The organism is Burkholderia seminalis DSM 23518 (genome assembly GCF_902832885.1).
In the GTDB taxonomy this organism is placed as follows: domain Bacteria; phylum Pseudomonadota; class Gammaproteobacteria; order Burkholderiales; family Burkholderiaceae; genus Burkholderia; species Burkholderia seminalis.
The window spans coordinates 86,443-107,110 of record NZ_CADFDK010000007.1; the positions used below are offsets into that span (position 1 = coordinate 86,443).

The window sequence follows — 20,668 nt, forward strand, 5'->3', positions numbered from 1 at the left end:
GATCACTGCCCGAGGTAACGCTCGACGAGACGCGTCCAGTACGCCGCACCGATCGGCAGGTTCCGGTCGTTGAAGTCGTACTTCGGGTTGTGCACCATGCAGCCGTCCTCGCCTTCGCCGTTGCCGAGCCGCACGAACGAGCCCGGCCGCCGCTGCAGCATGAACGCGAAATCCTCGCTGCCCATCAGCAGGTCGGTCTGCTCGACCACCTGCGCGTCACCGACCAGTTCGCGCGCGACTCGCGCGGCGAAATCCGTTTCGGCATCCGTATTGACGACGACCGGGTAGCCTTCGATGTACTCGACATTGGCCGTCGCGCCGTAGCTCGCGGCCTGCGTTTCGGCCAGCTCGGTGATGCGGCGCTTGAGCAGCGCGCGGACATCGGGGCTGAACGAGCGCACGCTGAGTTCGAGGCGCGCGCCGTTCGGGATCACGTTGTTCGCAGTGCCGGCGTGCATCGAGCCGACCGTGACGACCGCCGGCTGCGCCGGGTCGACGTTGCGCGCGACGATCGTCTGCAGCGCCATCACGATGCTCGCCGCGACGACCACCGGGTCGACCGTCAGGTGCGGCCGCGCCGCGTGGCCGCCGACGCCCTCGATCGTGATGATCGCCTTGTCGCCGGCCGACATGAACGGGCCGCGCCGCGTGAGGAACACGCCGGGCGCCGCGCCCGGATGGTTGTGCATGCCGAACACGGCGTCGCACGGGAAGCGCTCGAACAGGCCGTCGTCGATCATCTTCTTCGCGCCGCTGTCGACGCCGTGCTCTTCCGCCGGCTGGAAATACAGGTGCACGGTGCCCGAGAAGTTGCGCGTCTTCGCGAGATGCTGCGCGGCGCCGAGCAGCATCGTCGTGTGGCCGTCGTGGCCGCAGGCGTGCATCTTGCCGTGCGTGCCGCTCGCATACGGCAGGCCGGTCGCCTCGACGATCGGCAGCGCATCCATGTCGGCGCGAATGCCGATGCTGCGCGTCCCGTCGCCCACGCGCAGCGTGCCGACCACCCCCGTCTTGCCGACTCCGCGCGTCACCTGCCAGCCCCATTGCTCGAGCTTGTCCGCGACGAGCGCGGCGGTGTCGTGCTCTTCGTACGCGAGTTCGGGATGGTGATGGATGTGGTGACGGATCTCGCGCAGCCCGCCGGCGGCGGGCATCAGATCCTCGATTTCGGTGAATCGGGTATCGGTGGTCATCAAGAGGGCTCCTGCTGATGTCAGCGTGTCAGCCGCATGCGGGGGCCGCGTGCGGGAAAGCGAGCCACTATATCGAGCCGATATCGATTCAATAAGATGCGGAATTTTTCACCGCGATAAGATTTGTTGATCAGGGTTAATACGGGCATGGGCCCGGCCGTCCTCTCCCCCCGTCACCGGCACAACCTCCATGCCGCACGATGCGAACAGCCGTGCAGCCCCCCGCGGCATCGCTCAGTCGACCGCCTTCAGCGCATCGAGCCCGTCGGGCAGCCTGGCATCCGGAAACATCGTCGACAGCGTCGCATCGCGCCACCGCGCCGCCTCTTCCGCGCGCTGCGTTTCCGCCTGCTCGCACACGTACAGCGCATCGCCGCCGAGCAGCAGACGCAGCGGCACATCGTCGCGGCGCGACAACTCGACGATCAGCGCCGCGATCCGCGCGGGGTCGCCGACCTCGTGGCCGCCATACGTGCCGAGCAGCTCGAGAATCTTCCCGACCGACGGCTGGTAATCGGGCAGCAGCTCGTCGATGTCGCGCTTCGCCTGCGCGGCCCATTCGGTACGCATCCCGCCCGGTTCGAGCGTGCACACGCGCACGCCGAACGGCGCGACTTCCTTCGCGAGCACGTCGCTGAACCCGCCGACCGCCCACTTCGCGGCCTGGTACGCGGACAACCCGGGCGTCGACGTGCGCCCGCCGACCGACGACACCTGGAAGATGTGCCCCGCACGCTGCGCACGCAGCGTCGGCAGCACGACGCGCGTCAGGTTGATCACGCCGAACAGGTTCGTTTCGATCTGATCGCGGAAGTCGTCGGTGCCCATCTGCTCGAATGGCGCCGTATGGCCGTAACCCGCGTTGTTCACCAGCACGTCGATACGGCCGAACGCCGCCTGTGCGGCCGCGACGGCCTGCGCGGCCGCCGCTTCGTCGGTGACGTCGAGTGCGACCGTCAGCAGCCGGTCGCCGTACCGCTCGGCCAGATCGGCCAGCCGCGCCGGATCGCGGGCGCCGGCCACCAGCCGGTCGCCCGCCGCGAGCACCGCTTCCGAAATCGCTCGCCCCAGGCCGCGCGCGGCCCCCGTTACCAACCAGACTTTCGACATGTTCCACTCCTTGATCGTGGTGAAATCACAAAAATGAATGATTACTCACTCATTAATAAGGGCGACGATTCGGTCCTTCATGACCTGCATCACCCTGCCCGAAACGCACCGCCGGCCGCCGCCGCGACACGCGCAACCGCACGCGCCGCCACGACGGCAATCCTTCACTCACACCGCGTGCAGCACGGCCCACAACGCACGAAACCCGGCTTCCCGATAGGCATCCGCCCGTGCCGGATCGCGCGCGATCGACTCCATCGCCGTTTCCGCGATCGACGTAAACAATGCCGCGCAGAACGCATGCGCTTCGTCGCGGTTCAGCGCGCCCGACGCGGCAACCTGCTCGCGCAGCAGCGTGCTGATCCCGCCGAAGCCTTCGGCGCCGGCCGCGCGATGCGCGTCGTCGATGCGCCCGCTCACGCCGAGCTGCTGCAGCGCGCGCCGCCCGTCCGGATTCGCGACGCCCCACGACACATAGCCGTTCCACGCATGCCGCACGGCCTGCTCGACCGGCGCGTGTTCCGGAAATCCGGTCATCATCGCTTCGCGCATGTCGGCCTTCAGGCTCAGGTACAGCGCGTTCAGCAACGCATCCTTGGTCTCGAAGTACGTGAACACCGTGCCTTCCGCCACGCCGGCGAGCCGCGCGATGCGCGCGGTGGTCGCAGTGGCGCCGTCCTCGGCGAGCGCGCGGGCGGCGGCGGCGAGGATGGCTTCGTGCTTGTCGGGACTGCGCGGTCGAGCCACGTTCGATTCCTTTAATGAGTGAGCACTCAATCATAATCAAGCCTTCATCCGGAACGCAAGCGCTGTTACATCCGGGCGAACGCACACGCGATCCATCAAAACCGTGCACTATTAGGGTTTTGCCGTGCCGGCGCCCGGCGCCCTCGACGTTCGTTTCACGTTCACCGCTTCAAACCGCGAACCTCCCATGACGAATCAGCCTACCCAGACCGCGGCCGACCGGCCCGTCGACATGATCATCTTCGGCGGCGGTGGCGACCTGGCCGCCCGCAAGCTGTTGCCCGCGCTGTACATGGCGCACCTGCACTGCAATCTTCCGCCCGAGACGCGCATCATCGCCGTCGGCCGCCGCGACTGGGGCATCGACGGCTATCGCAAGTTCATGGACGAGCAGTCGCGCCCGTTCATCGACGCGAAGGCGTTCGACGCCGACGCGTGGAGCCGCTTCCTCGATCTCTTCAAGTACGTGCTGATCGACGTGAACGCGCCCGACGACTACCAGCGCCTCGCCGAAGCGGCGCGCGGCGAGGCGATCCGCGTGTTCTACCTGTCGACGTCGCCGGAGCTGTTCACGACGATCTGCGACAACCTGTCGGCCGCGCACCTGGTCGACGCGCGCTCGCGCGTCGTCCTCGAAAAACCGCTGGGCCACGATCTTGCGTCCGCGAAGGCGATCAACAATGCGGTCGGCAAGCACTTCGAGGAATCGCAGATCTATCGGATCGACCACTATCTCGGCAAGGAAACCGTGCAGAACCTGATGGTCCTGCGCTTCGGCAACCCGATCTTCGGGCCGCTGTGGCAGGCGCCGAACATCCGCAGCGTGCAGATCACGGTGGCGGAGACGGTCGGCGTCGGCAGCCGCGCGGGCTTCTACGACCATACGGGCGCGCTGCGCGACATGGTGCAGAACCACCTGCTGCAGCTGCTGTGCATCGTCGCGATGGAGCCGCCCGTGTCGCTCGACCCGGACGCGGTGCGCGACGAGAAGCTGAAGGTACTGCGCTCGCTGCGGCCGATGTCGCTGTCGGACGTCGCGCGCGACACGGTGCGCGGCCAGTACACGGCCGGCGCGGTCGACGGCCAGCCGGTGAAGGGTTACCTCGAGGAAGACAACGTGCCGGCGGACAGCCGCGCGGAAACCTTCGTCGCGCTGCGCGCGCACATCAACAACTGGCGCTGGGCGAACGTGCCGTTCTTCCTGCGCACCGGCAAGCGGCTGCAGCGCCGCCAGTCGGAAATCGTGGTCGAGTTCGCCGACATGCCGTTCTCGATCATCCCGAACGGCCCGCGCCATTACGGTAACCGCCTCGTGATCCAGCTCCAGCCGGAAGAGTCGATCCAGCTGCAGATGCTCGCGAAGGAACCGGGCAGCGGGATGAACATGGTGCCGGTCAACCTGAACCTCGACCTGCAGCAGGCGATTCCGGAGCGGCGCGCGGAAGCGTACGAACGGCTGCTGATCGACGTGATCCGCGGCCGCCTCACGCACTTCATGCGTCGCGACGAGCTCGAAGCCGCGTGGACGTGGGTCGAGCCGATTCTCGACGGCTGGAAGCAGCTCGGCGACCGGCCGCGCCTCTATACGGCCGGCACGTTCGGTCCGGCCGCTTCGTCGGCGCTGCTCGCGCGCGACGGGATGTCCTGGGCCGAAGAGGCGTAACGGCCGCATGACGGCGTGCCGCCCGCGCGGCTCGCCGGATCAACGGGGGCGGCGCCCGCCGTCTTCCCGTCCGCGAGGCGCCGCTACTGCGGCTCCAGCCACGCGGCCTTGCGCCGCGTCGGCGTCCCGCCGCCGCCGTTGCTGCCGCCCAGCACCTCGATCATGTAGTCGACGAACGACGCAATCCGCGACGAGATCGCGGTATTGCGGTAATACACCGCATGGATCGGCTGCTCGACCTCGAGCGTCTGACGCGCGAGCACCTGCACGAGCCGCCCCGCCTCGCGATCCTGCGCGGTCATGAAATCCGACAGGCAGACGACGCCCGCGCCCTCCAGCGCGAGCTGCCGCAGCGTCTCGCCGCTCGACGAACTGACGTCCGGCTCGATGCGGCACGCTTCGCCGTCGGCGCCGAGGATCGGCCACACGTTCAACGACTCGGGCTGCGTGAAGCCGAGCAGCGCGTGCCTGGCGAGCTCCTCGACCTTGCGCGGCTGGCCGTGCGCTTCGATATAGGCGGGGCTCGCCAGAATGCGCAGCCGGCTGTTGCCGATGCGCCGGCTGTGCAGCGTCGAATCCTTCAACCGGCCGATCCGGATCGCGACGTCGGTACGCCGCTCCAGCAGGTCGATGATGCCCTCGTTGCTGTTCAGCTCCAGCTCGACCTTCGGGAAGCGTGCGCGGTAGCCGCGCACGAGCGGCACGATCACGTGCAGCATGAACGGCGTCGCGGCGTCGACGCGCAGGCGCCCGGACGGCATCTCGCGCCGCGCGAGCATCTGCTCCTCCGCATTCTCGACCGATTCGATGATCGCGCGCGCATCCTGCAGGAACGCACGCCCCTCCTCGGTCAGTTCGAGCCGGCGCGTGGTCCGGCGCAGCAGCGTGGTCTTCAGCTTCTCCTCGAGCCGCGCGAGCGTGCGGCTCGTCGCCGACACGGTGAGGTCGAGCTGCCGGGACGCGGCGGTGATCGAGCCGGTGTCGACCACGGCGGCAAAGGCCTGGAGTTCGTCGAGCGTGATCTTCATTGTTGATCTGAAATCAAAACAATTTGGTTTATAGACCAGTTTTTCCGCAAAAGTAAAGTCGGCACACTGCGATCCATCCTTACCGGAACCAGGATCCACCATGCCACTCGCCCTGCTTGCGCTGACCATCAGCGCGTTTGCCATCGGCACGACCGAGTTCGTGATCGTCGGGCTGATCCCGACGATCGGCGCCGATCTCGGCGTCAGCCTGCCGTCGGCCGGCCTGCTCGTCAGCCTCTATGCCCTGAGCGTCGCCATCGGCGCGCCGCTGCTCACCGCGCTCACCGGCCGCGTGCCGCGCAAGACGCTGCTCGCCGGGCTGATGGCCCTCTTCACCGTCGGCAACCTCGTCGCCTGGCAGGCACCGGGCTACGAATCGCTGATCGTCGCGCGCGTCCTCACCGGCCTCGCGCACGGCGTGTTCTTCTCGGTCGGCTCGATCATCGCGACGACGCTCGTGCCGAAGGACAAGGCCGCGAGCGCGATCGCGACGATGTTCAGCGGGATGACCGTCGCGTTCGTCGCCGGTATTCCGCTCGGCACCTTCATCGGCCAGCACTTCGGCTGGCGCGCGACGTTCCTGATCGTCGCGCTGTTCGGCCTCGTCGCGTTCCTCGGCGCAGTCGCCTTCGTGCCGCGCGGGCTGCCGCGGACGCCGCCGGCGCCGCTCGCCCGCCAGCTGCGCGTGCTGGCCCAGCCGCGCCTGCTGCTCGTCTTCGCGATGACGGCCGTCGGCTACGGCGGCTCGCTGATCGCGTTCACGTACATGGCGCCGCTGCTCGAACAGATCGCCGGCTTCACGCCGTCGCAGGTCAGCCTCGTGCTCGTCGGCTACGGCGTGTCGGTCGCGTTCGGCAACGTGTGGGGCGGCAAGCTCGCGGATGCCGTCGGCCCCGTGAAGGCGCTCAAGCGGATCTTCCTGCTGCTCGCGATCGTGCTGCTCGCGCTGACCTTCACGATCCACGTGAAATGGCTCGCGGTGCTGACGATGCTCGCCTGGGGGGCGGTCGCGTTCGGCAACGTGCCGGGGCTGCAGGTGTACGTCGTCAAGCAGGCGCGCCACTTCGCGCCGGACGCCGCCGACGTCGCCTCGGGCTTCAACATCGCCGCGCTCAACCTCGGCGTGGCCGGCGGCTCGTCGCTCGGCGGCCTGATCGTCGCGAACGTCGGCCTCGGCCACACGCCGTGGATCGCCGCCGTCGTCACGCTCGGCGCATTCGCGCTCACCGCGCTGAGCGGCCGCCTCGACCGTCGCCACGGGCTGCCGGAACGCACGGCGGAACCCGTCGAACTCGCCCACTGAACGTCACTTTTTTGCAGGAGTTCACCCGCATGAACGCATCGACCCGACGTCCGCCGTTCGCCGGCAAGACTTTCGAAGTCCGTTACGACGGCCTCACCGCGCTCAACGCGTACGACGAGGACGGCCTCCACATGCGCTACGAGATCACCGAAGGCCCGTACGCGGGCGCGAAGGGGGAAGTCGAATACGCGTGGCAGCCCGTCGCCGGCGAGACCTATGCGATCGCGTGGCAGGAAGCCGACCGCGCGACGGTCGTGCACATCGACGATTTCGCCGCCGGCACGTCGCGCGCGTTCTTCACCGCGCCGTCGCTCGATTTCCACCGCCTCGCAGGCAGCCTGCGCGCGGTCTGAACGGAGCCCGACCATGTCCACCTCACTCGAGAAACTCGCCGACGGCGGCTTCAGCGTCGGCATCGAACTGCCGCTCGACAACGACTGGTCGCCGGCCGGCGACGCGAAGCGCCAGCACCAGGGCCGCCGCCCCGGCGTGCCCGACCTGGAGATCCACGCGGAGCTCGCGCAACTGGCCGACACGCTCGGCTTCCGCGCGCTCTGGGTACGCGACGTGCCGGTATACGACCCGTCGTTCGGCGACGCCGCGCAGGTGTTCGAAACGTTCTCGTATCTCGGCTACCTCGCCGGCATCACGAACGACATCCTGCTCGGCACGGCAGCCGTCGTGCTGCCGCTGCGCGAGCCGCTGCTGACGCTGAAATCGGCCGCGACGATCCAGGAACTGAGCGGCGGCCGCCTGATGCTCGGCGTCGCGAGCGGCGACCGGCCGGTCGAATATCCGCTGTTCGGCCGCGATTTCGCGTCGCGCGGCGCGAATTTCCGCGACCAGATCGCGCTGCTGCGCGACGGCGCGCGCGGCCACCTGCCGCCCGGCCTCGACGTGCTGCCGGTCGCCCGTTCGCCGGTGCCGCTGCTCGTCGCGGGCCTTGCGCAGCAGACGCCCGCGTGGATCGGCGAGCGCATGGACGGCTGCCTCGCGTATCCGGGCACGCCGGCCGACCACGCGCAGCGCGCCGCGAACTGGCGCGCGGTGGCCGGCGACAAGCCGTACGTGAGCTTCATCCATCTCGACCTCGCGGACGATCCGCACGAGCCGCTGCAGCGGCACCGCTTCGGCGCCCGCGCGGGCCGCATCGCGCTGACGGAAGAACTGGCGGCGATGCGCGACGCGGGCGTGCGGCACATCGGCCTGCATTTCCGCCGCAACCGCCGCCCGCTCGACGAGACGATGGCCGAGATCGCATCGGACGTGCTGCCCGTCTTTCATCCGGCGACGAACGTGCAGACGCGCGCCGCATAAGGCCGGCAACGGCCTGCGGCGGGCCAGCCGCAGGACTTATATTTGATTTCAAGTCAAATATCATTGGCTTCTATAGGCGTTTATTTCATCAGTCCAAGACGCCAGAATGACGCCTGACCCGTAATCGTTTCACCCTCCCTGGAGCACGTGATGAGCAAGATTCCCGCATTCGGCCTCGGTACCTTCCGCCTGCAAGGCCAGGTTGTCATCGACTCGGTCCGCAACGGCCTCGAAGTCGGCTACCGCGCGGTCGACACCGCGCAGATCTACGGCAACGAAGCCGAAGTCGGCGAAGCGATCGCCGCCTCGGGCGTGCGCCGCGAAGACCTGTTCCTGACCACGAAGATCTGGGTCGACAACTACGCGCCGGAAAAGCTGGGCGCAAGCCTGGAAGATAGCCTGCGCAAGCTGCGCACCGACCATGTCGACCTGACGCTGATCCACTGGCCGGCCCCGGGCAACGGCGTATCGATCCAGGCGTTCATGACCGCACTCGCCGACGCCAAGGCGAAAGGCCTCACGCGCCAGATCGGCATCTCGAACTTCAACATCGAACTGACGAAGGAAGCGATCGCGGCCGTCGGCAAGGAGGCGATCGCCACGAACCAGATCGAACTGAGCCCGTACCTGCAGAACCGCAAGCTCGTCGAGTTCCTGAACGGCGAAGGCATCCACGTGACGTCGTACATGACGCTCGCGTACGGCAAGGTGCTCGGCGACCCGGTGCTCGGCGCGATCGCCCGCCGTCACGACGCGACGCCCGCCCAGGTCGCGCTTGCGTGGGCGCTGCGGCTCGGCTACTCGGTGATTCCGTCGTCGACGAAGCGCGAAAACCTCGCAAGCAACCTGCTCGCGCAGACGCTGCGCCTCACCGACGAAGACATGGCGCAGATCGCCGCGCTCGAGCGCAACGGCCGCGAAGTCGACCCGGCCGGCCTCGCGCCGCAGTGGGACTAAGCGCGCCGCCCCGCCTCATCGACCCGTCCGCGGCCGGCCGGCCGCGGCATCCACAGGACACCACCATGACCCAGGACCCGCTTTTTCAACCGCTGCAACTCGGCGCGCTGACGCTGCCGAACCGCATCGTGATGCCGCCGATGACGCGCTCGCGCGCGAGCCAGCCCGGCGACGAAGCCAACGACCTGATGGCCGCGTATTACGCGCAGCGCGCGAGTGCGGGCCTGATCGTCAGCGAAGGCACCTATATCGCGCCGCTCGGCAAGGGCTACGCGTGGACGCCCGGCATTCACACGCCGTCGCAGGTCGCCGGCTGGCGCAAGGTGACCGACGCCGTGCATGCCGCGCACGGCCGCATCTTCGCGCAGCTGTGGCACGTCGGCCGGTTGAGCCATACGAGCCTGCTCGGCGGCGCGCAACCCGTATCGTCGTCGCCGATCCAGGCGAAGGGCGTAAACGTGTTCATCGCCGGTGAAGACGGCAGCACGCCGGGCTTCGTGCAGGCATCCGAGCCGCGCGCGCTGTCGATCGACGAGATCCGCGAGATCGTCGACCAGTACCGCGCCGCCGCGCGCCACGCGATCGAGGCCGGCTTCGACGGCGTCGAGCTGCACGGCGCGAACGGCTACCTCGTGAACCAGTTCATCGATTCGAACGCCAACACGCGCACCGACGCATACGGCGGCTCGCTCGACAACCGGCTGCGCTTCCTGCGCGAAGTCACGCAGGCGCTGATCGACGGCACCGGCGACGCCGCGCGCGTCGGCATCCGCCTCGCGCCGCTGACCACGCTGAACGGTTGCGTCGACGACGATCCGGAAACGACCTATCTCGCGGCCGCGAAGCTGCTCGGCGAACTCGGCGTCGGCTACCTGCACGTCGCGGAAGCCGACTGGGACGACGCGCCGCTGATGCCGGTCGCCTTCAAGCAGCAACTGCGTGCCGCCTACCCGGGCGTGCTGATCTACGCCGGCGCGTACACCGCCGAGCGCGCACGCGAGGCGATCGCCGCCGGCTGGGCCGACCTCATTGCGTTCGGCCGCCCGTTCGTCGCGAACCCCGACCTGCCCGAACGCCTGCGCACCGGCGCCGCGCTCGCGCCGCACGACCGCAACACGCTGTTCGGCGGCGGCGCCCGGGGCCTGACCGACTATCCGACGCTCGCGCAAGCCGCGGCCTGACCGCCGTCCTCCACGCAGGTCGACATCGACCCGGTCGCGATCCGCTGATCGCGCCTGCGCTCCCCCGACGATCGCGGCCGCTATCGCCGCGATTGTCATTTCCGAATGGCAGCCTGTGCATTCGGCGTCTAACGTTGACAGGATCCCCTCCGCACGACCGCCACCCGACCTGAAAGGACGCTCCGCCATGCCAAGCCGTTCCCCGACACGCGACATGCTGCTGGCCCTGGCGGCCGGTCTTTCCCTGGCGGCCTTCGCCGCACCGGCGCGGGCCGACGACGCTGCCGGCCTCGCGCCGCCGGCGCCGGCCGCGCCGGTACTGTCGACCACCGCGACCGGCGTGCAGATCTATTCGTGCGAATACGATGCCGACCATCGGCTCGCGTGGGCCTTCCAGCGTCCGGAGGCGACGCTGTTCGACGGCGGCGGCACGCTCGTCGTGCGGCATGGCGCGGGGCCGTCGTGGGAGGCGCTCGACGGCAGCCGCATCACCGGCAAGAAACTCGCTGAAGCGCCGAGCGCGAGCCCCGCCAGCATTCCGCAACTGCTGCTCGCGGCCGCCCCGGCGGCCACCGGCACGCTCGCCGGCGTGCGCTTCGTGCAGCGGCTGGACACGACGGGCGGCACACCGCCGGCCGCGTCGTGCACGACCGAGCACGCGGTCGGGCGCTTCCCGTACTTCGCGCGATACGTGTTCCTGAAGTGATGCGCGCGGCGGCGCGGGCACCGGGCATCCCCCCGGTACCGTTCACCCCCGCGACCAGTTAATCAGTTTTCCTATCTTTCAGGCCCGGATGCGTGAAACCGCCGGCATCTTCGTTCCGGCTGCTCATCCGATCCGCATCGACAACTCGACGTCGCCGCCGAACGGCACCGACAGATAGCCGTTTTCCGGCGCGCGCACGTACGCGAGGTAGTCGGGGCTGTATTCCGCGTTGTCGGCCACGACGAACGCCCCCGTTCTGAGGTGCGGCTCGACCCGCGCCAGGATTTCCGGATACAGCGCCTTCGCGCCGTCGAGCAGCAACAGGTCGACCGCATCCGGCAGATCGACGGCCAGCGTGCGCAGCGCGTCGCCCTCGCGAATCTCGACGAGATCGGCGAGCCCGGCCGCGGCCAGGTTCGCTTGTGCGCGCACGACCTTCGACGGCTCGAACTCGCTCGTGATCAACCGGCCGCCGCCGTTGTCGCGCAATGCGGCCGCGAGATGCAGCGCCGAGATGCCGAACGACGTGCCGAATTCGACGATCGCCCGCGCGCCGCTGCTGCGCGCGAGCATGTACAGCAGCGAGCCCGTCTCGCGCGACACGGCCAGCGGATAGTCCTTCAGGCGCGCATACAGATCGGCGTAGTCCGTCTTGCTGCGCATCAGCCGCGCTTGCTCGTCGCGCGACACGCCGGCGAAGCCGGGGCTCGTCGCGGGCGACGACGCCTCGGCTTCGTCGAACAGGCGCGCGAGCAGCGACGCCAGCGGGTCGTGAATCAGGGTGGTCATGCGGTTCTCCAGTGTCAGGTTGAGTGCGTCAGTGCGCCCGACTAGAATATGACGAACTATTCATGTTTTACTATTCGCATTGGCCAACCGCCCATGACCGACCGCCGCAACGCCCCGATCGCCACGCGCAGGCTGCCTCGGCAGGCGCGCTCGACCCGTCTCGTCGAAGACGTTCTCCAGGCCGCTATTCAGGTTTTGGCCGCCGAAGGCGCGCAGCGCTTCACGATGGCGCGCGTCGCCGAGCGCGCCGGCGTGAGCGTCGGCTCGCTGTACCAGTACTTCCCGAACAAGGCGTCCGTGCTGTTCCGGCTGCAGCACGACGAATGGCGGCAGACGTCCGACATGCTGTGCCGGATACTGCAGGACACGCGAAAAACGCCGCCCGAGCGGCTGCGCACGGCCGTCCATGCGTTCATCCGCTCGGAATGCGACGAGGCGGGCATGCGCATCGCACTCGACGACGCCGCGCCGCTCTATCGCGACGCCCCCGAGGCGCAGGCAGTGCGGACGGAGGGCCACCGGGTCTTCAACGCGTTCATGCGCGAAGCGCTGCCCGGCGTGCCCGACGCCACGCATGCGCTCGCCTGCGAACTGGTCATGACGACGCTCACGTCGGGCGGCAAGACCTTCTCCGAAACCGCGCGCACGCCGGCGGAAATCGACGCCTATTCGGCCGCGATGGCCGACATGTTCTGCGCGTACCTCGCGCATCTCGCGCGCGCCTGACACGACGAGCGCCGAAAGGCGTGCGCGCAAGCCGCGCGCGGCACCGGTATCATCCGGCTGCCGCTGGCGCATGGCCGCACGTCGCGCCGCCCGCCGCCATTCGCTTGCGCAGCCCCGATGAAAGATACTCGTAATATTCGATACCTCAACCGCTTCCGCCAGGCCCGTCGACCCCGCATTCAAATAGTCGCCTTAACGGATTCGAACTAGGCGTATACACGCGTGTCGCCGCATCGAAGCCCCGTTGCACGCCGATATAAGCGCTGCGACATGCGCTGCATGCTCTTCCCCCGATGGGACGTGATGGGCCGCTCGCCTAACCTTCGCTACGGCAAAGCACACGTGACGGGATCGCCCTCACCACGCGTCGTCCGGCGCGACACCCTCGCGATCGTTTCGATTCGCGCGTAACGACACGCATCACGCGTCATTCGTCCCCACGACGTTGCCGAACAATCCCAACTAGATACGAGACACCCTGACGACGGTTCGCGACGAGCCGTTTCAGCATGCTGATAAAGGAGCAAGCTCATGAGTGATACCCCGGTGCAGCCGACGGTCGACGTCGGCGCGGCAGAAACGGACTTTGGCACCCCGGGAGTCATCGACCGGTACTTCGGCATTTCGTCGCGCGGCAGCACGCAGCGCCGCGAGATCATTGCCGGCGTCACCACCTTCCTCGCGATGGTCTATTCCGTGTTCGTCGTGCCCGGCATGTTCGGCAAGGCCGGCTTCGACACGAGCGCCGTGTTCGTCGCGGTCTGCCTCACCACCGCGTTCGGCTCGCTGCTGATGGGCCTGTGGGCGAAACTGCCGATCGCGATCGGCTGCGCGATCTCGCTGACCGCGTTCACCGCGTTCGGCCTCGTGCTCGGCAAGGGCCTGCATCCGACGGTCGCGCTCGGCGCGGTGTTCCTGATGGGCCTCGTGTTCACCGGCATCTCGGTCACCGGCGTGCGTTCGTGGATCCTGCGCAACCTGCCCGCGGGCGTCGCGCACGGCACGGGCATCGGCATCGGCCTGTTCCTGCTGCTGATCGCGTCGAACGACGTCGGCCTCGTGATCAAGAACCCGGGCGCCGGCCTGCCGGTCTCGCTCGGCCAGATCACCGCACTTCCGGTCATCATGTCGATCGTCGGCCTCGCCGCGATCTTCGGCCTCGAGAAGCGCCGCGTGCCGGGCGGCATCCTGCTCGTCGTGATCGCGATCTCGATCTTCGGCCTGATCTTCGATCCGGCCGTGAAGTACCACGGCATCTTCGCGCTGCCGTCGCTGAGCGCACCGGGGCACGAATCGCTGATCGGCGCGATGGACATCAAGGGCGCGCTGTCGATGGCCGTGCTGCCGAGCGTGCTGGCACTCGTGATGACCGCCGTGTTCGACGCGACCGGCACGATCCGCGCGGTCGCCGGGCAGGCCGGCCAGCTCGACGAGAACGGCCGCATCATCAACGGCGGCCGCGCGCTGACGGCCGACTCGATCAGCTCGATCTTCTCCGGTTTCCTCGGCGGCGCGCCGGCGGCGGCCTACATCGAGTCGAGCGTCGGCGTGGCCGCCGGCGCGAAGACGGGCCTGGCAGCCGCCGTGGTCGGCCTGCTGTTCCTCGTCGTGATGTTCTTTTCGCCGCTCGCGGGCCTGGTGCCGTCGTACGCCACCGCACCCGCGCTGATGTACGTCGGCCTGCTGATGCTCGGCAGCGTGAGCAAGCTGCACATGGACGACATGGTCGATGCGATGTCGGGCCTCGTGTGCGCGGTGTTCATCGTGCTGACCGCGAACATCGTGACAGGCATCATGCTCGGCTTCTCGACGCTCGTGATCGGCCGCATCGCGAGCGGCGAATTCCGCAAGCTCAACGTCGGCACCGTGCTCATCGCGGCCGTGCTCGTCGCCTTCTATCTCGGCGGCTGGGCCATCTGACCGCGACACATGCGCGACGTCGCCTGCAGAAGGGCGGCGCGCATCGGGACGACGACGTCTCCTCCACCATCATCGTTGATGGTCTCCAGGCCTGGGAACGCGAGTTTCCAGGCTTTTTTTGCCGGTGCGCGCGACGCGGCGAAGCGCCGCATCGCCGCCGCCCTGCCGCCGCGCTGCGAATCCGCCGCCGGTGCTACGATCGCGTTTTGTGTTCCGGAGCAGACATGAACGCGCTCGGCATCGTCTCCGAATCGGACAGCAGGACCTCGGCGCGCAAGCCGCCGTTCATCCCGTCGTTCGGCTTTTACGAAATACACGAATCGAAGCCGATCGATGCCGATCCGGCGCGCATCATCGATGCGGTCTCCGCGATCGACATGCGCACGGATCCGGTCGTCGATACGCTGCTCAGCCTCCGCGAATTCCCGGCCGCGCTTGCCGCCTCGCTGTGCCGCGGCACCACGCGACGCGAACGCGAACGCTTCGGCCTCCATGCATTCACGCCGCTGCATCGCGACGACACGTCGCTGTCGCTCGGCCTCGTCGGCCGCTTCTGGCGTCCCGCGCCCGACGTGCGCGCCATCGCCGATGCCGCCGCCTTCGTCCGGCACGACGACCCGCGCGATGCGAAGCTGGTGCTCCGGTTCGAGGTCGTCGGGCTCGCCTCGGGCGCGCACATGCTGCGCACGGAAACGTTCATCCACTGCCCGAGCGAGCGCACGCGCTGGCTGCTCACGCCGTACTGGCTCGCGATCCGGCTGGGGAGCGGCTGGATCCGGCGCCGCACGCTCGCGGCGGTGGAGACGGCGCTGGCCTGAGCCGGCCGGTCAGAACGGCTTGATCACGACCAGCCCGACGACGATCGCAGCCGCGGCGACGACCGCGCCCGCCGCCTGCCCGAGCCACGCCGCCGGTGCGACGGCGAGATCGTCGCGCGCCATGCGCCGCAGCGTGCCGGCCAGCATGCCGTGCAGCGCCGACAGCGCGACGACGACGGCAAGCTTCGCCGACAGCCACGCCGCGCCGAACCAGTGACCGCTCAGCGCGATCGCGATCCCCGTGACCCAGACGATCGCGAGGGCCGGCGCCGTCACCGTGCGATCCCAGCGCCGCACCGCGCGATGCACGGCGAGGTTCGCGATCCGGACACCGACGGACAACATCAGCAGCCCGCCGACGAACGTGACGACAGCCGCCACATGCACGGCCTTCAGCACCAGGTAGATCATCGCGCGTGCCGCCGGCGCGCGATCCATCCCGCACTCGCCAGCCCCGCGAACGGCACGACGGCCGACAACACGAGTCGCGCGACCTCGCGCCCGCTCCACAGCCCGCTCGAGGCGGTGCCGGCGAGCGCCCACACGTACATCGCGAACGCGATGCCATGCACCGGCCCCATGATCGATACCGCGGCCGGATAACCGGCCAGATGCTTGAGCGGCACGGCGACGCACACCAGCACGACGAGCGTGGCCGCCTCCAGCAACGACAGGTACTGCAGGTTCCGCAACGCGTTGCGATCGTCTTGTGTCATCGGCCGGCTCCATCCAGGTTGATCCGCCGCGATTGTCGCGTGTGGTGCGGGTTCCGGCCATTGGCTAGAATGACATCTTTCAACGGATTCCGGCCACGGCCGCGAACGCCATGCACACGGTCGCCGTTCTCGCCTTGCCCGATGTCGTCCCGTTCGACCTGGGCATCGCGTGCGACACGTTCGCGCGCGTGCGGTTGCCCGACGGCGCGCCCGCCTACCGCGTGCGCGTGTGCAGCGAGCAGCCGCGCGTCGCCGGCGACCTGTTCGAGCTGCGCCCGCCGTTTCGTCTCGACGCGCTGGCCGACGCCGATACGATCATGGTCCCCGGCACGTCCGTGCCGCTCGCGCCGACGCCGCGCCGCGTGCTCGCCGCACTCCGCGAAGCGGCCGCGCGCGGCAGCCGGATCGCGTCGATCTGCAGCGGCGCGTTCGTGCTCGCGGAAGCCGGGCTGCTCGACGGCCTGCGCGCGACGACGCACTGGCTCGCGGCCGCCGAACTCGCACGCCGCCATCCGCACGTCGACGTCGATCCGAACGTGCTGTTCGTCGACAACGGACAGATCCTGACGTCGGCCGGCGCGGCGGCCGGCCTCGACCTGTGCCTGCACATGATCCAGGCCGACTACGGCGCGGCGGTGGCCGTCGACGCCGCACGCAGTGCGGTGGCGCCGCGCGTGCGCGAAGGCGGGCAGGCGCAGTTCATCGCGCCGGAATGGCCTGCCGGCGGCGACGGGCTGCAAGACCTGATGGACTGGCTGCAGGCGAACCTGCGCAAGCCGCTCACGCTCGATGCGATGGCCCGCAAGGCGTCGACGAGCGTACGCACGCTGACGCGGCGCTTCCAGGCGCAGACGGGCACGTCGCCGCGCCAATGGCTGCAGACCGCTCGCGTCCGGCACGCGCAGCAGTTGCTGGAGGTGACGGAGCTGTCGATCGAACAGGTCGCGACGGAAGCCGGGTTCGGTTCGGTCACCGCGTTTCGCGAACGGTTCGCGCGCATCGTCGGCACGTCGCCGCAACGCTATCGCCAGACGTTCCGCGCACGCGCCGGCGCATGACGTTCCCCAGGACCGCCATCCGAAGCATGAAACCGTCGCCCCCTTTCGCGCCAACCGGACCCGACCGATGACCCGCATCCGCAACCCGCTGAACATCGCGCAGCTCCAGGCGTTCGTCTCCGCCGCGCACCTCAAGAGCCTGCGCGCCGCCGCGCGCGAACTCGGCGTCACGCAGCCCGCGATCACGCACACGATCCGCGAACTCGAAACGGCGCTCAACGCGGAGTTGCTCGCGCGCAGCGTGCGCGGCGTCGAGCTGACCGCATGCGGCCACGCGCTGCTGCCGCGCGCCGAGCAGCTGCTCGGCGACATCCGCCGCACGGTCGAGGCCGTCGAGCAGGTGAAAGGCGAGATGTCGGGGCGCGTCGCGGTCGGCACGATGCCGTCGATCGCGCTGACCGCGCTGCCGCACGCGGTGACGGCGTTCCGCCGGTCGATGCCGAACGTGAGCCTCCATCTGGAGGAAGTGACGGTACCCGACGCGCTCGCGCAGCTGCGCAACGGCACGCTCGACATCGCTGCGATGCACCATGTGCCCGCGCTCGACCGCGATTTCACGCAATCGCCGCTGCTGTCGACCGAATTCACGATCGTGATGCGCGACGGCCACCCGCTCGCGCATGCGCGCCGTTTAGAGGAACTGCTCGATGCCGAGTGGATCGTCACCGTCGGCGCCGAGCAGTTTCCGCACAGCGTGATGGTCGGGATGTTCGAGAAGCACGGGCTGCCGCTGCCGAAACGCCTGCTGCGCTCGCCGATGTCGTTCGCGGTGACGCTCGGGCTCGTCGCGCGCTCCGACGTGATCGGCTGCTTCACGCGCCCGCTGGCCGCGATGGTCGCGCCGCTCGGCATCCGCACGGCCGAACTCGACGAAAGCATGCCGCGCTTCGACCTGTCTATCATCGCGCGGCGCGACCTGCTGCCCACGCCCGCCGTGTCGCAATTCGTCACGTGCCTGCGGCGCGCGGTCAACGAAACGCTCGGCTGAATCGTTCCTGTGTCTGAAACGGCGGCGCCCGCAACGCGCCGCCGCCGGGCCCGGTATCGGGGCTTGTCCTAGGCGCCCTGCCGGTATTTTGTCTTGATAATCTTGCGCACGTCGCGCACCCGCATCGGGTGGGCGAAACGGACTGTCCGACGCGAAGCCGCGGCGGACCGAAGGCTTACGGCGCGGCACAACCGCGCACCCATCGAACAAAACGAGGAGTCACCGAGTGAAAAAGATTCTTGCGGCTGTGACCGTTGCCCTGCTCGCCGTATCGGCAGGCAGCGCGTACGCGAAGGACTGGTCGACCGTGCGGTTCGGCGTCGACGCCAGCTACCCGCCTTTCGAATCGAAAGGCGCCGACGGCAAGGTTGTCGGTTTCGACGTCGATCTCGGCAACGAAATCTGCCGCCGCATCCACGCGAAGTGCGTGTGGATCGAAAACGACTTCGACGGGATGATCCCGGCGCTGAAGGCCCGCAAGTTCGACGGCGTGCTGTCGTCGATGTCGATGACGCCGGCGCGTCAGGAACAGATCGCCTTCTCGGCGAAGCTGTTCAACACGCCGACGCGCCTCGTCACGAAGAAGGGCACGGGCCTGATGCCGACGGCCGAATCGCTGAAGGGCAAGTCGGTCGGCGTCGAGCAGGGCACGATCCAGGAAACCTACGCGAAGACGTACTGGGCGTCGAAGGGCGTGAACGTCGTGCCTTACCAGAACCAGGACCAGGTCTACGCCGACCTGATCTCCGGCCGTCTGGACGGCGCGCTGCAAGACGCGGTGCAAGCCGAGATCGGCTTCCTGAAGACGCCGCGCGGCGCGAACTTCGACTTCGCCGGCAAGGACATCGACGATCCGAAGACGCTCGGCAACGGCGCCGGTATCGGTCTGCGCAAGGAAGACACCGACCTGAAGGCGAAGATCGACGGCGCGATCGCCGGCATGCGCAAGGACGGTACGTACGACAAGATCGCGAAGAAGTACTTCGATTTCGACGTCTACGGCAAGTAATACGGCCAGCCGGCGCGCCGCGCGCCGCGATGAAACGGGCTCCGCGAGGAGCCCGTTTTTTTTGCGCGCGCGGGTTGGGCGACGTTATTTTTTCCGTACCAAACCGATGATTCGCAAGGAAAATCCGCGCGTTCCGGTACCGGTTTGATGGCGACGACGCAGGCAACGTACAATCGTCCTTCCACGCACACCGGATCCTTCGCGGCTGCGCCGCACTCCCCCATCATGCAAACGCAGACCCATCCGCTGATTTCCCCCGCCGTCGGCACCGAACGCCAGATCACGAGCTTCCACTACGGCCCGCGCGGCGGCAAGAAGGTCTACATCCAGTCGTCGCTGCATGCGGACGAACTGCCCGGCATGCTGGTCGCCACGCTGCTGCGCCGCAAGATCGCCGCGCTCGAGACGGCCGGCAAGCTGCGCGGCGAAATCGTGGTCGTGCCCGTGCCGAACCCGATCGGCCTGTCGCAGCACGTGTTCGGCGATCACCTCGGCCGTTTCGAGCTCGGCTCGATGCAGAACTTCAACCGCAATTTCTACGATCTCGCGGCACTGGTGCTGCCGCGCGTCGAACACCATCTCACGAACGACGCGCAGCGCAACCTCGTCGCCGTGCGCGCCGCGATGCGCGAAGCGCTCGACGAGCAGAAGCCGCGCACCGAACTCGACTCGCAGCGCCTCGCGCTGCAGAAGCTGTCGTTCGACGCCGATATCGTGCTCGACCTGCACTGCGACAGCGATGCGGTGATGCACCTCTACACGAATCCCGACCTCTGGCCGGACGTCGAGCCGCTGTCGCGCTATCTCGACGCGCAGGCGTCGCTGCTCGCGCTGAATTCGGTCGGCAACCCGTTCGACGAAATCCACAGCTTCTGCTGGTCGGATCTGCGCAGCCGTTTCGGCGACCGCTTCCCGATCCCGAACGGCGCGATTTCCGTCACGGTGGAACTGCGCAGCGAACGCGACGTGTCGTACGAACTCGCCGAAAAGGACGCACAGGCCATCGTCGAGTACCTGACCGAGCGCGGCATCGTCGACGGCACGCCGGCGCCGCTGCCGCCGCTCGCGCATCCGGCCACGCCGCTCGCGGGCACCGATCCGCTTGTCGCGCCGGTATCGGGCGTGATCGTGTTCCGCACGCCGGTCGGCGCGATGATCGAGGCGGGCCAGGCCGTGGCCGACATCGTCGATCCGCTGACCGATCGCGTCGTCACGCTGAAGAGCAGCGTATCGGGCGTGCTGTACGCGCGCCAGATCGTGCGCTTCGCGACGGCCGGCATGGAAGTCGCGCGCGTCGCCGGCGCGACCGCGATCCGCACGGGTTCGCTGCTGTCGGCCTGAGCGCGCGGCCCGCGCGCCGGGCCACGGCGCGCAGCGCACGCACCAACGAAATCGCCCGCTTGCGCGGGCGATTGGCTTTCCGGAGGGCACGTCGGCGG

21 protein-coding genes are annotated in these 20,668 nt (G+C 68.5%); 14 read left to right on the forward strand and 7 right to left on the reverse strand.

Annotated elements, in window-relative coordinates:
• Positions 1 to 2: 2 nt before the first annotated feature.
• From HWX00_RS21985 to HWX00_RS21995, 3 genes are all read right to left on the reverse strand, one after another.
• Positions 3 to 1,193: a M20 aminoacylase family protein gene (locus HWX00_RS21985; RefSeq protein ID WP_124670363.1), complete on the reverse strand. Its 1,191-nt coding sequence runs from the start codon at positions 1,191 to 1,193 to the stop codon at positions 3 to 5.
• A gap of 234 nt (positions 1,194 to 1,427) precedes the next feature.
• Positions 1,428 to 2,303 carry an SDR family NAD(P)-dependent oxidoreductase gene (locus HWX00_RS21990; protein ID WP_175029019.1) on the reverse strand — a complete coding sequence of 292 codons (876 nt, stop codon included), beginning with the start codon at positions 2,301 to 2,303 and terminating at the stop codon, positions 1,428 to 1,430.
• Positions 2,304 to 2,471: 168 nt separating this feature from the next.
• Positions 2,472 to 3,050: a TetR/AcrR family transcriptional regulator gene (locus HWX00_RS21995; RefSeq protein ID WP_034187760.1), complete on the reverse strand. Its 579-nt coding sequence runs from the start codon at positions 3,048 to 3,050 to the stop codon at positions 2,472 to 2,474.
• Positions 3,051 to 3,237: 187 nt separating this feature from the next.
• On the opposite strand from HWX00_RS21995, the gene zwf reads away from it, so the two are divergent.
• A complete protein-coding gene (gene zwf / locus HWX00_RS22000) occupies positions 3,238 to 4,713 on the forward strand; it encodes a glucose-6-phosphate dehydrogenase (protein WP_034187759.1) in 1,476 nt (491 codons plus the stop codon).
• Between the two features lie 83 nt (positions 4,714 to 4,796).
• Here zwf and HWX00_RS22005 read toward each other — a convergent pair whose 3' ends face one another.
• Positions 4,797 to 5,741, reverse strand: a complete 945-nt coding sequence (locus HWX00_RS22005; protein ID WP_175029020.1) for a LysR family transcriptional regulator — start codon at positions 5,739 to 5,741, stop codon at positions 4,797 to 4,799.
• A gap of 100 nt (positions 5,742 to 5,841) precedes the next feature.
• On the opposite strand from HWX00_RS22005, the gene HWX00_RS22010 reads away from it, so the two are divergent.
• The 6 genes from HWX00_RS22010 (at position 5,842) to HWX00_RS22035 (ending at position 11,205) form a co-directional block, all read left to right on the forward strand.
• Positions 5,842 to 7,044, forward strand: coding sequence for an MFS transporter (locus tag HWX00_RS22010; RefSeq protein ID WP_175029021.1), 1,203 nt, complete (start codon positions 5,842 to 5,844; stop codon positions 7,042 to 7,044).
• A 29-nt stretch (positions 7,045 to 7,073) separates the two neighbouring features.
• A complete protein-coding gene (locus HWX00_RS22015) occupies positions 7,074 to 7,397 on the forward strand; it encodes a MoaF-related domain-containing protein (RefSeq protein WP_034187756.1) in 324 nt (107 codons plus the stop codon).
• A gap of 13 nt (positions 7,398 to 7,410) precedes the next feature.
• Positions 7,411 to 8,361, forward strand: coding sequence for an LLM class oxidoreductase (locus HWX00_RS22020; RefSeq protein ID WP_124670367.1), 951 nt, complete (start codon positions 7,411 to 7,413; stop codon positions 8,359 to 8,361).
• A 150-nt stretch (positions 8,362 to 8,511) separates the two neighbouring features.
• Positions 8,512 to 9,318, forward strand: a complete 807-nt coding sequence (gene dkgB / locus HWX00_RS22025) for a 2,5-didehydrogluconate reductase DkgB (protein ID WP_069707125.1) — start codon at positions 8,512 to 8,514, stop codon at positions 9,316 to 9,318.
• Between the two features lie 65 nt (positions 9,319 to 9,383).
• On the forward strand, positions 9,384 to 10,499 hold the full coding sequence (locus HWX00_RS22030) for an alkene reductase (RefSeq protein ID WP_034187753.1): 1,116 nt from the start codon (positions 9,384 to 9,386) through the stop codon (positions 10,497 to 10,499).
• A gap of 187 nt (positions 10,500 to 10,686) precedes the next feature.
• Positions 10,687 to 11,205, forward strand: a complete 519-nt coding sequence (locus HWX00_RS22035) for a DUF3455 domain-containing protein (protein WP_175029022.1) — start codon at positions 10,687 to 10,689, stop codon at positions 11,203 to 11,205.
• A gap of 123 nt (positions 11,206 to 11,328) precedes the next feature.
• Here the strand turns inward: HWX00_RS22035 and HWX00_RS22040 are convergent, their stop codons facing one another.
• Complete coding sequence (locus HWX00_RS22040) at positions 11,329 to 11,994, reverse strand: O-methyltransferase (protein WP_175029023.1); 666 nt, start codon at positions 11,992 to 11,994, stop codon at positions 11,329 to 11,331.
• A gap of 48 nt (positions 11,995 to 12,042) precedes the next feature.
• Between HWX00_RS22040 and HWX00_RS22045 the strand changes: the two genes are divergently transcribed.
• The 3 genes from HWX00_RS22045 (at position 12,043) to HWX00_RS22055 (ending at position 15,458) form a co-directional block, all read left to right on the forward strand.
• Entirely contained in the window at positions 12,043 to 12,720 is a 678-nt protein-coding gene (locus HWX00_RS22045) for a TetR/AcrR family transcriptional regulator (RefSeq protein WP_175029024.1), read from the forward strand.
• A 531-nt stretch (positions 12,721 to 13,251) separates the two neighbouring features.
• Positions 13,252 to 14,640: an NCS2 family permease gene (locus HWX00_RS22050; RefSeq protein WP_034187749.1), complete on the forward strand. Its 1,389-nt coding sequence runs from the start codon at positions 13,252 to 13,254 to the stop codon at positions 14,638 to 14,640.
• Positions 14,641 to 14,864: 224 nt separating this feature from the next.
• Positions 14,865 to 15,458: a hypothetical protein gene (locus HWX00_RS22055; RefSeq protein ID WP_124608540.1), complete on the forward strand. Its 594-nt coding sequence runs from the start codon at positions 14,865 to 14,867 to the stop codon at positions 15,456 to 15,458.
• A gap of 9 nt (positions 15,459 to 15,467) precedes the next feature.
• Here HWX00_RS22055 and HWX00_RS22060 read toward each other — a convergent pair whose 3' ends face one another.
• Together HWX00_RS22060 and HWX00_RS22065 are read right to left on the reverse strand one after the other, a co-directional pair.
• Positions 15,468 to 15,869, reverse strand: a complete 402-nt coding sequence (locus tag HWX00_RS22060; protein ID WP_034187860.1) for a CopD family protein — start codon at positions 15,867 to 15,869, stop codon at positions 15,468 to 15,470.
• Positions 15,866 to 16,174 carry a DUF3817 domain-containing protein gene (locus tag HWX00_RS22065; RefSeq protein ID WP_049032938.1) on the reverse strand — a complete coding sequence of 103 codons (309 nt, stop codon included), beginning with the start codon at positions 16,172 to 16,174 and terminating at the stop codon, positions 15,866 to 15,868. The genes HWX00_RS22060 and HWX00_RS22065 overlap by 4 nt, the downstream gene beginning before the upstream one ends.
• A 110-nt stretch (positions 16,175 to 16,284) precedes the next feature.
• Here HWX00_RS22065 and HWX00_RS22070 point away from each other — a divergent pair, with 110 nt between their 5' ends.
• The 4 genes from HWX00_RS22070 (at position 16,285) to HWX00_RS22085 (ending at position 20,570) form a co-directional block, all read left to right on the forward strand.
• The gene (locus HWX00_RS22070; RefSeq protein WP_175029025.1) at positions 16,285 to 17,232 is read left to right on the forward strand and encodes a GlxA family transcriptional regulator; all 948 of its coding nucleotides are present in this window, start codon (positions 16,285 to 16,287) and stop codon (positions 17,230 to 17,232) included.
• Positions 17,233 to 17,299: 67 nt separating this feature from the next.
• Positions 17,300 to 18,220 carry a LysR substrate-binding domain-containing protein gene (locus tag HWX00_RS22075; protein WP_034187745.1) on the forward strand — a complete coding sequence of 307 codons (921 nt, stop codon included), beginning with the start codon at positions 17,300 to 17,302 and terminating at the stop codon, positions 18,218 to 18,220.
• Positions 18,221 to 18,446: 226 nt separating this feature from the next.
• Complete coding sequence (locus HWX00_RS22080; RefSeq protein ID WP_034187744.1) at positions 18,447 to 19,229, forward strand: ABC transporter substrate-binding protein; 783 nt, start codon at positions 18,447 to 18,449, stop codon at positions 19,227 to 19,229.
• 225 nt (positions 19,230 to 19,454) lie between these two features.
• Positions 19,455 to 20,570 carry a succinylglutamate desuccinylase/aspartoacylase family protein gene (locus HWX00_RS22085; protein ID WP_034187743.1) on the forward strand — a complete coding sequence of 372 codons (1,116 nt, stop codon included), beginning with the start codon at positions 19,455 to 19,457 and terminating at the stop codon, positions 20,568 to 20,570.
• Positions 20,571 to 20,668 lie beyond the last annotated feature (98 nt).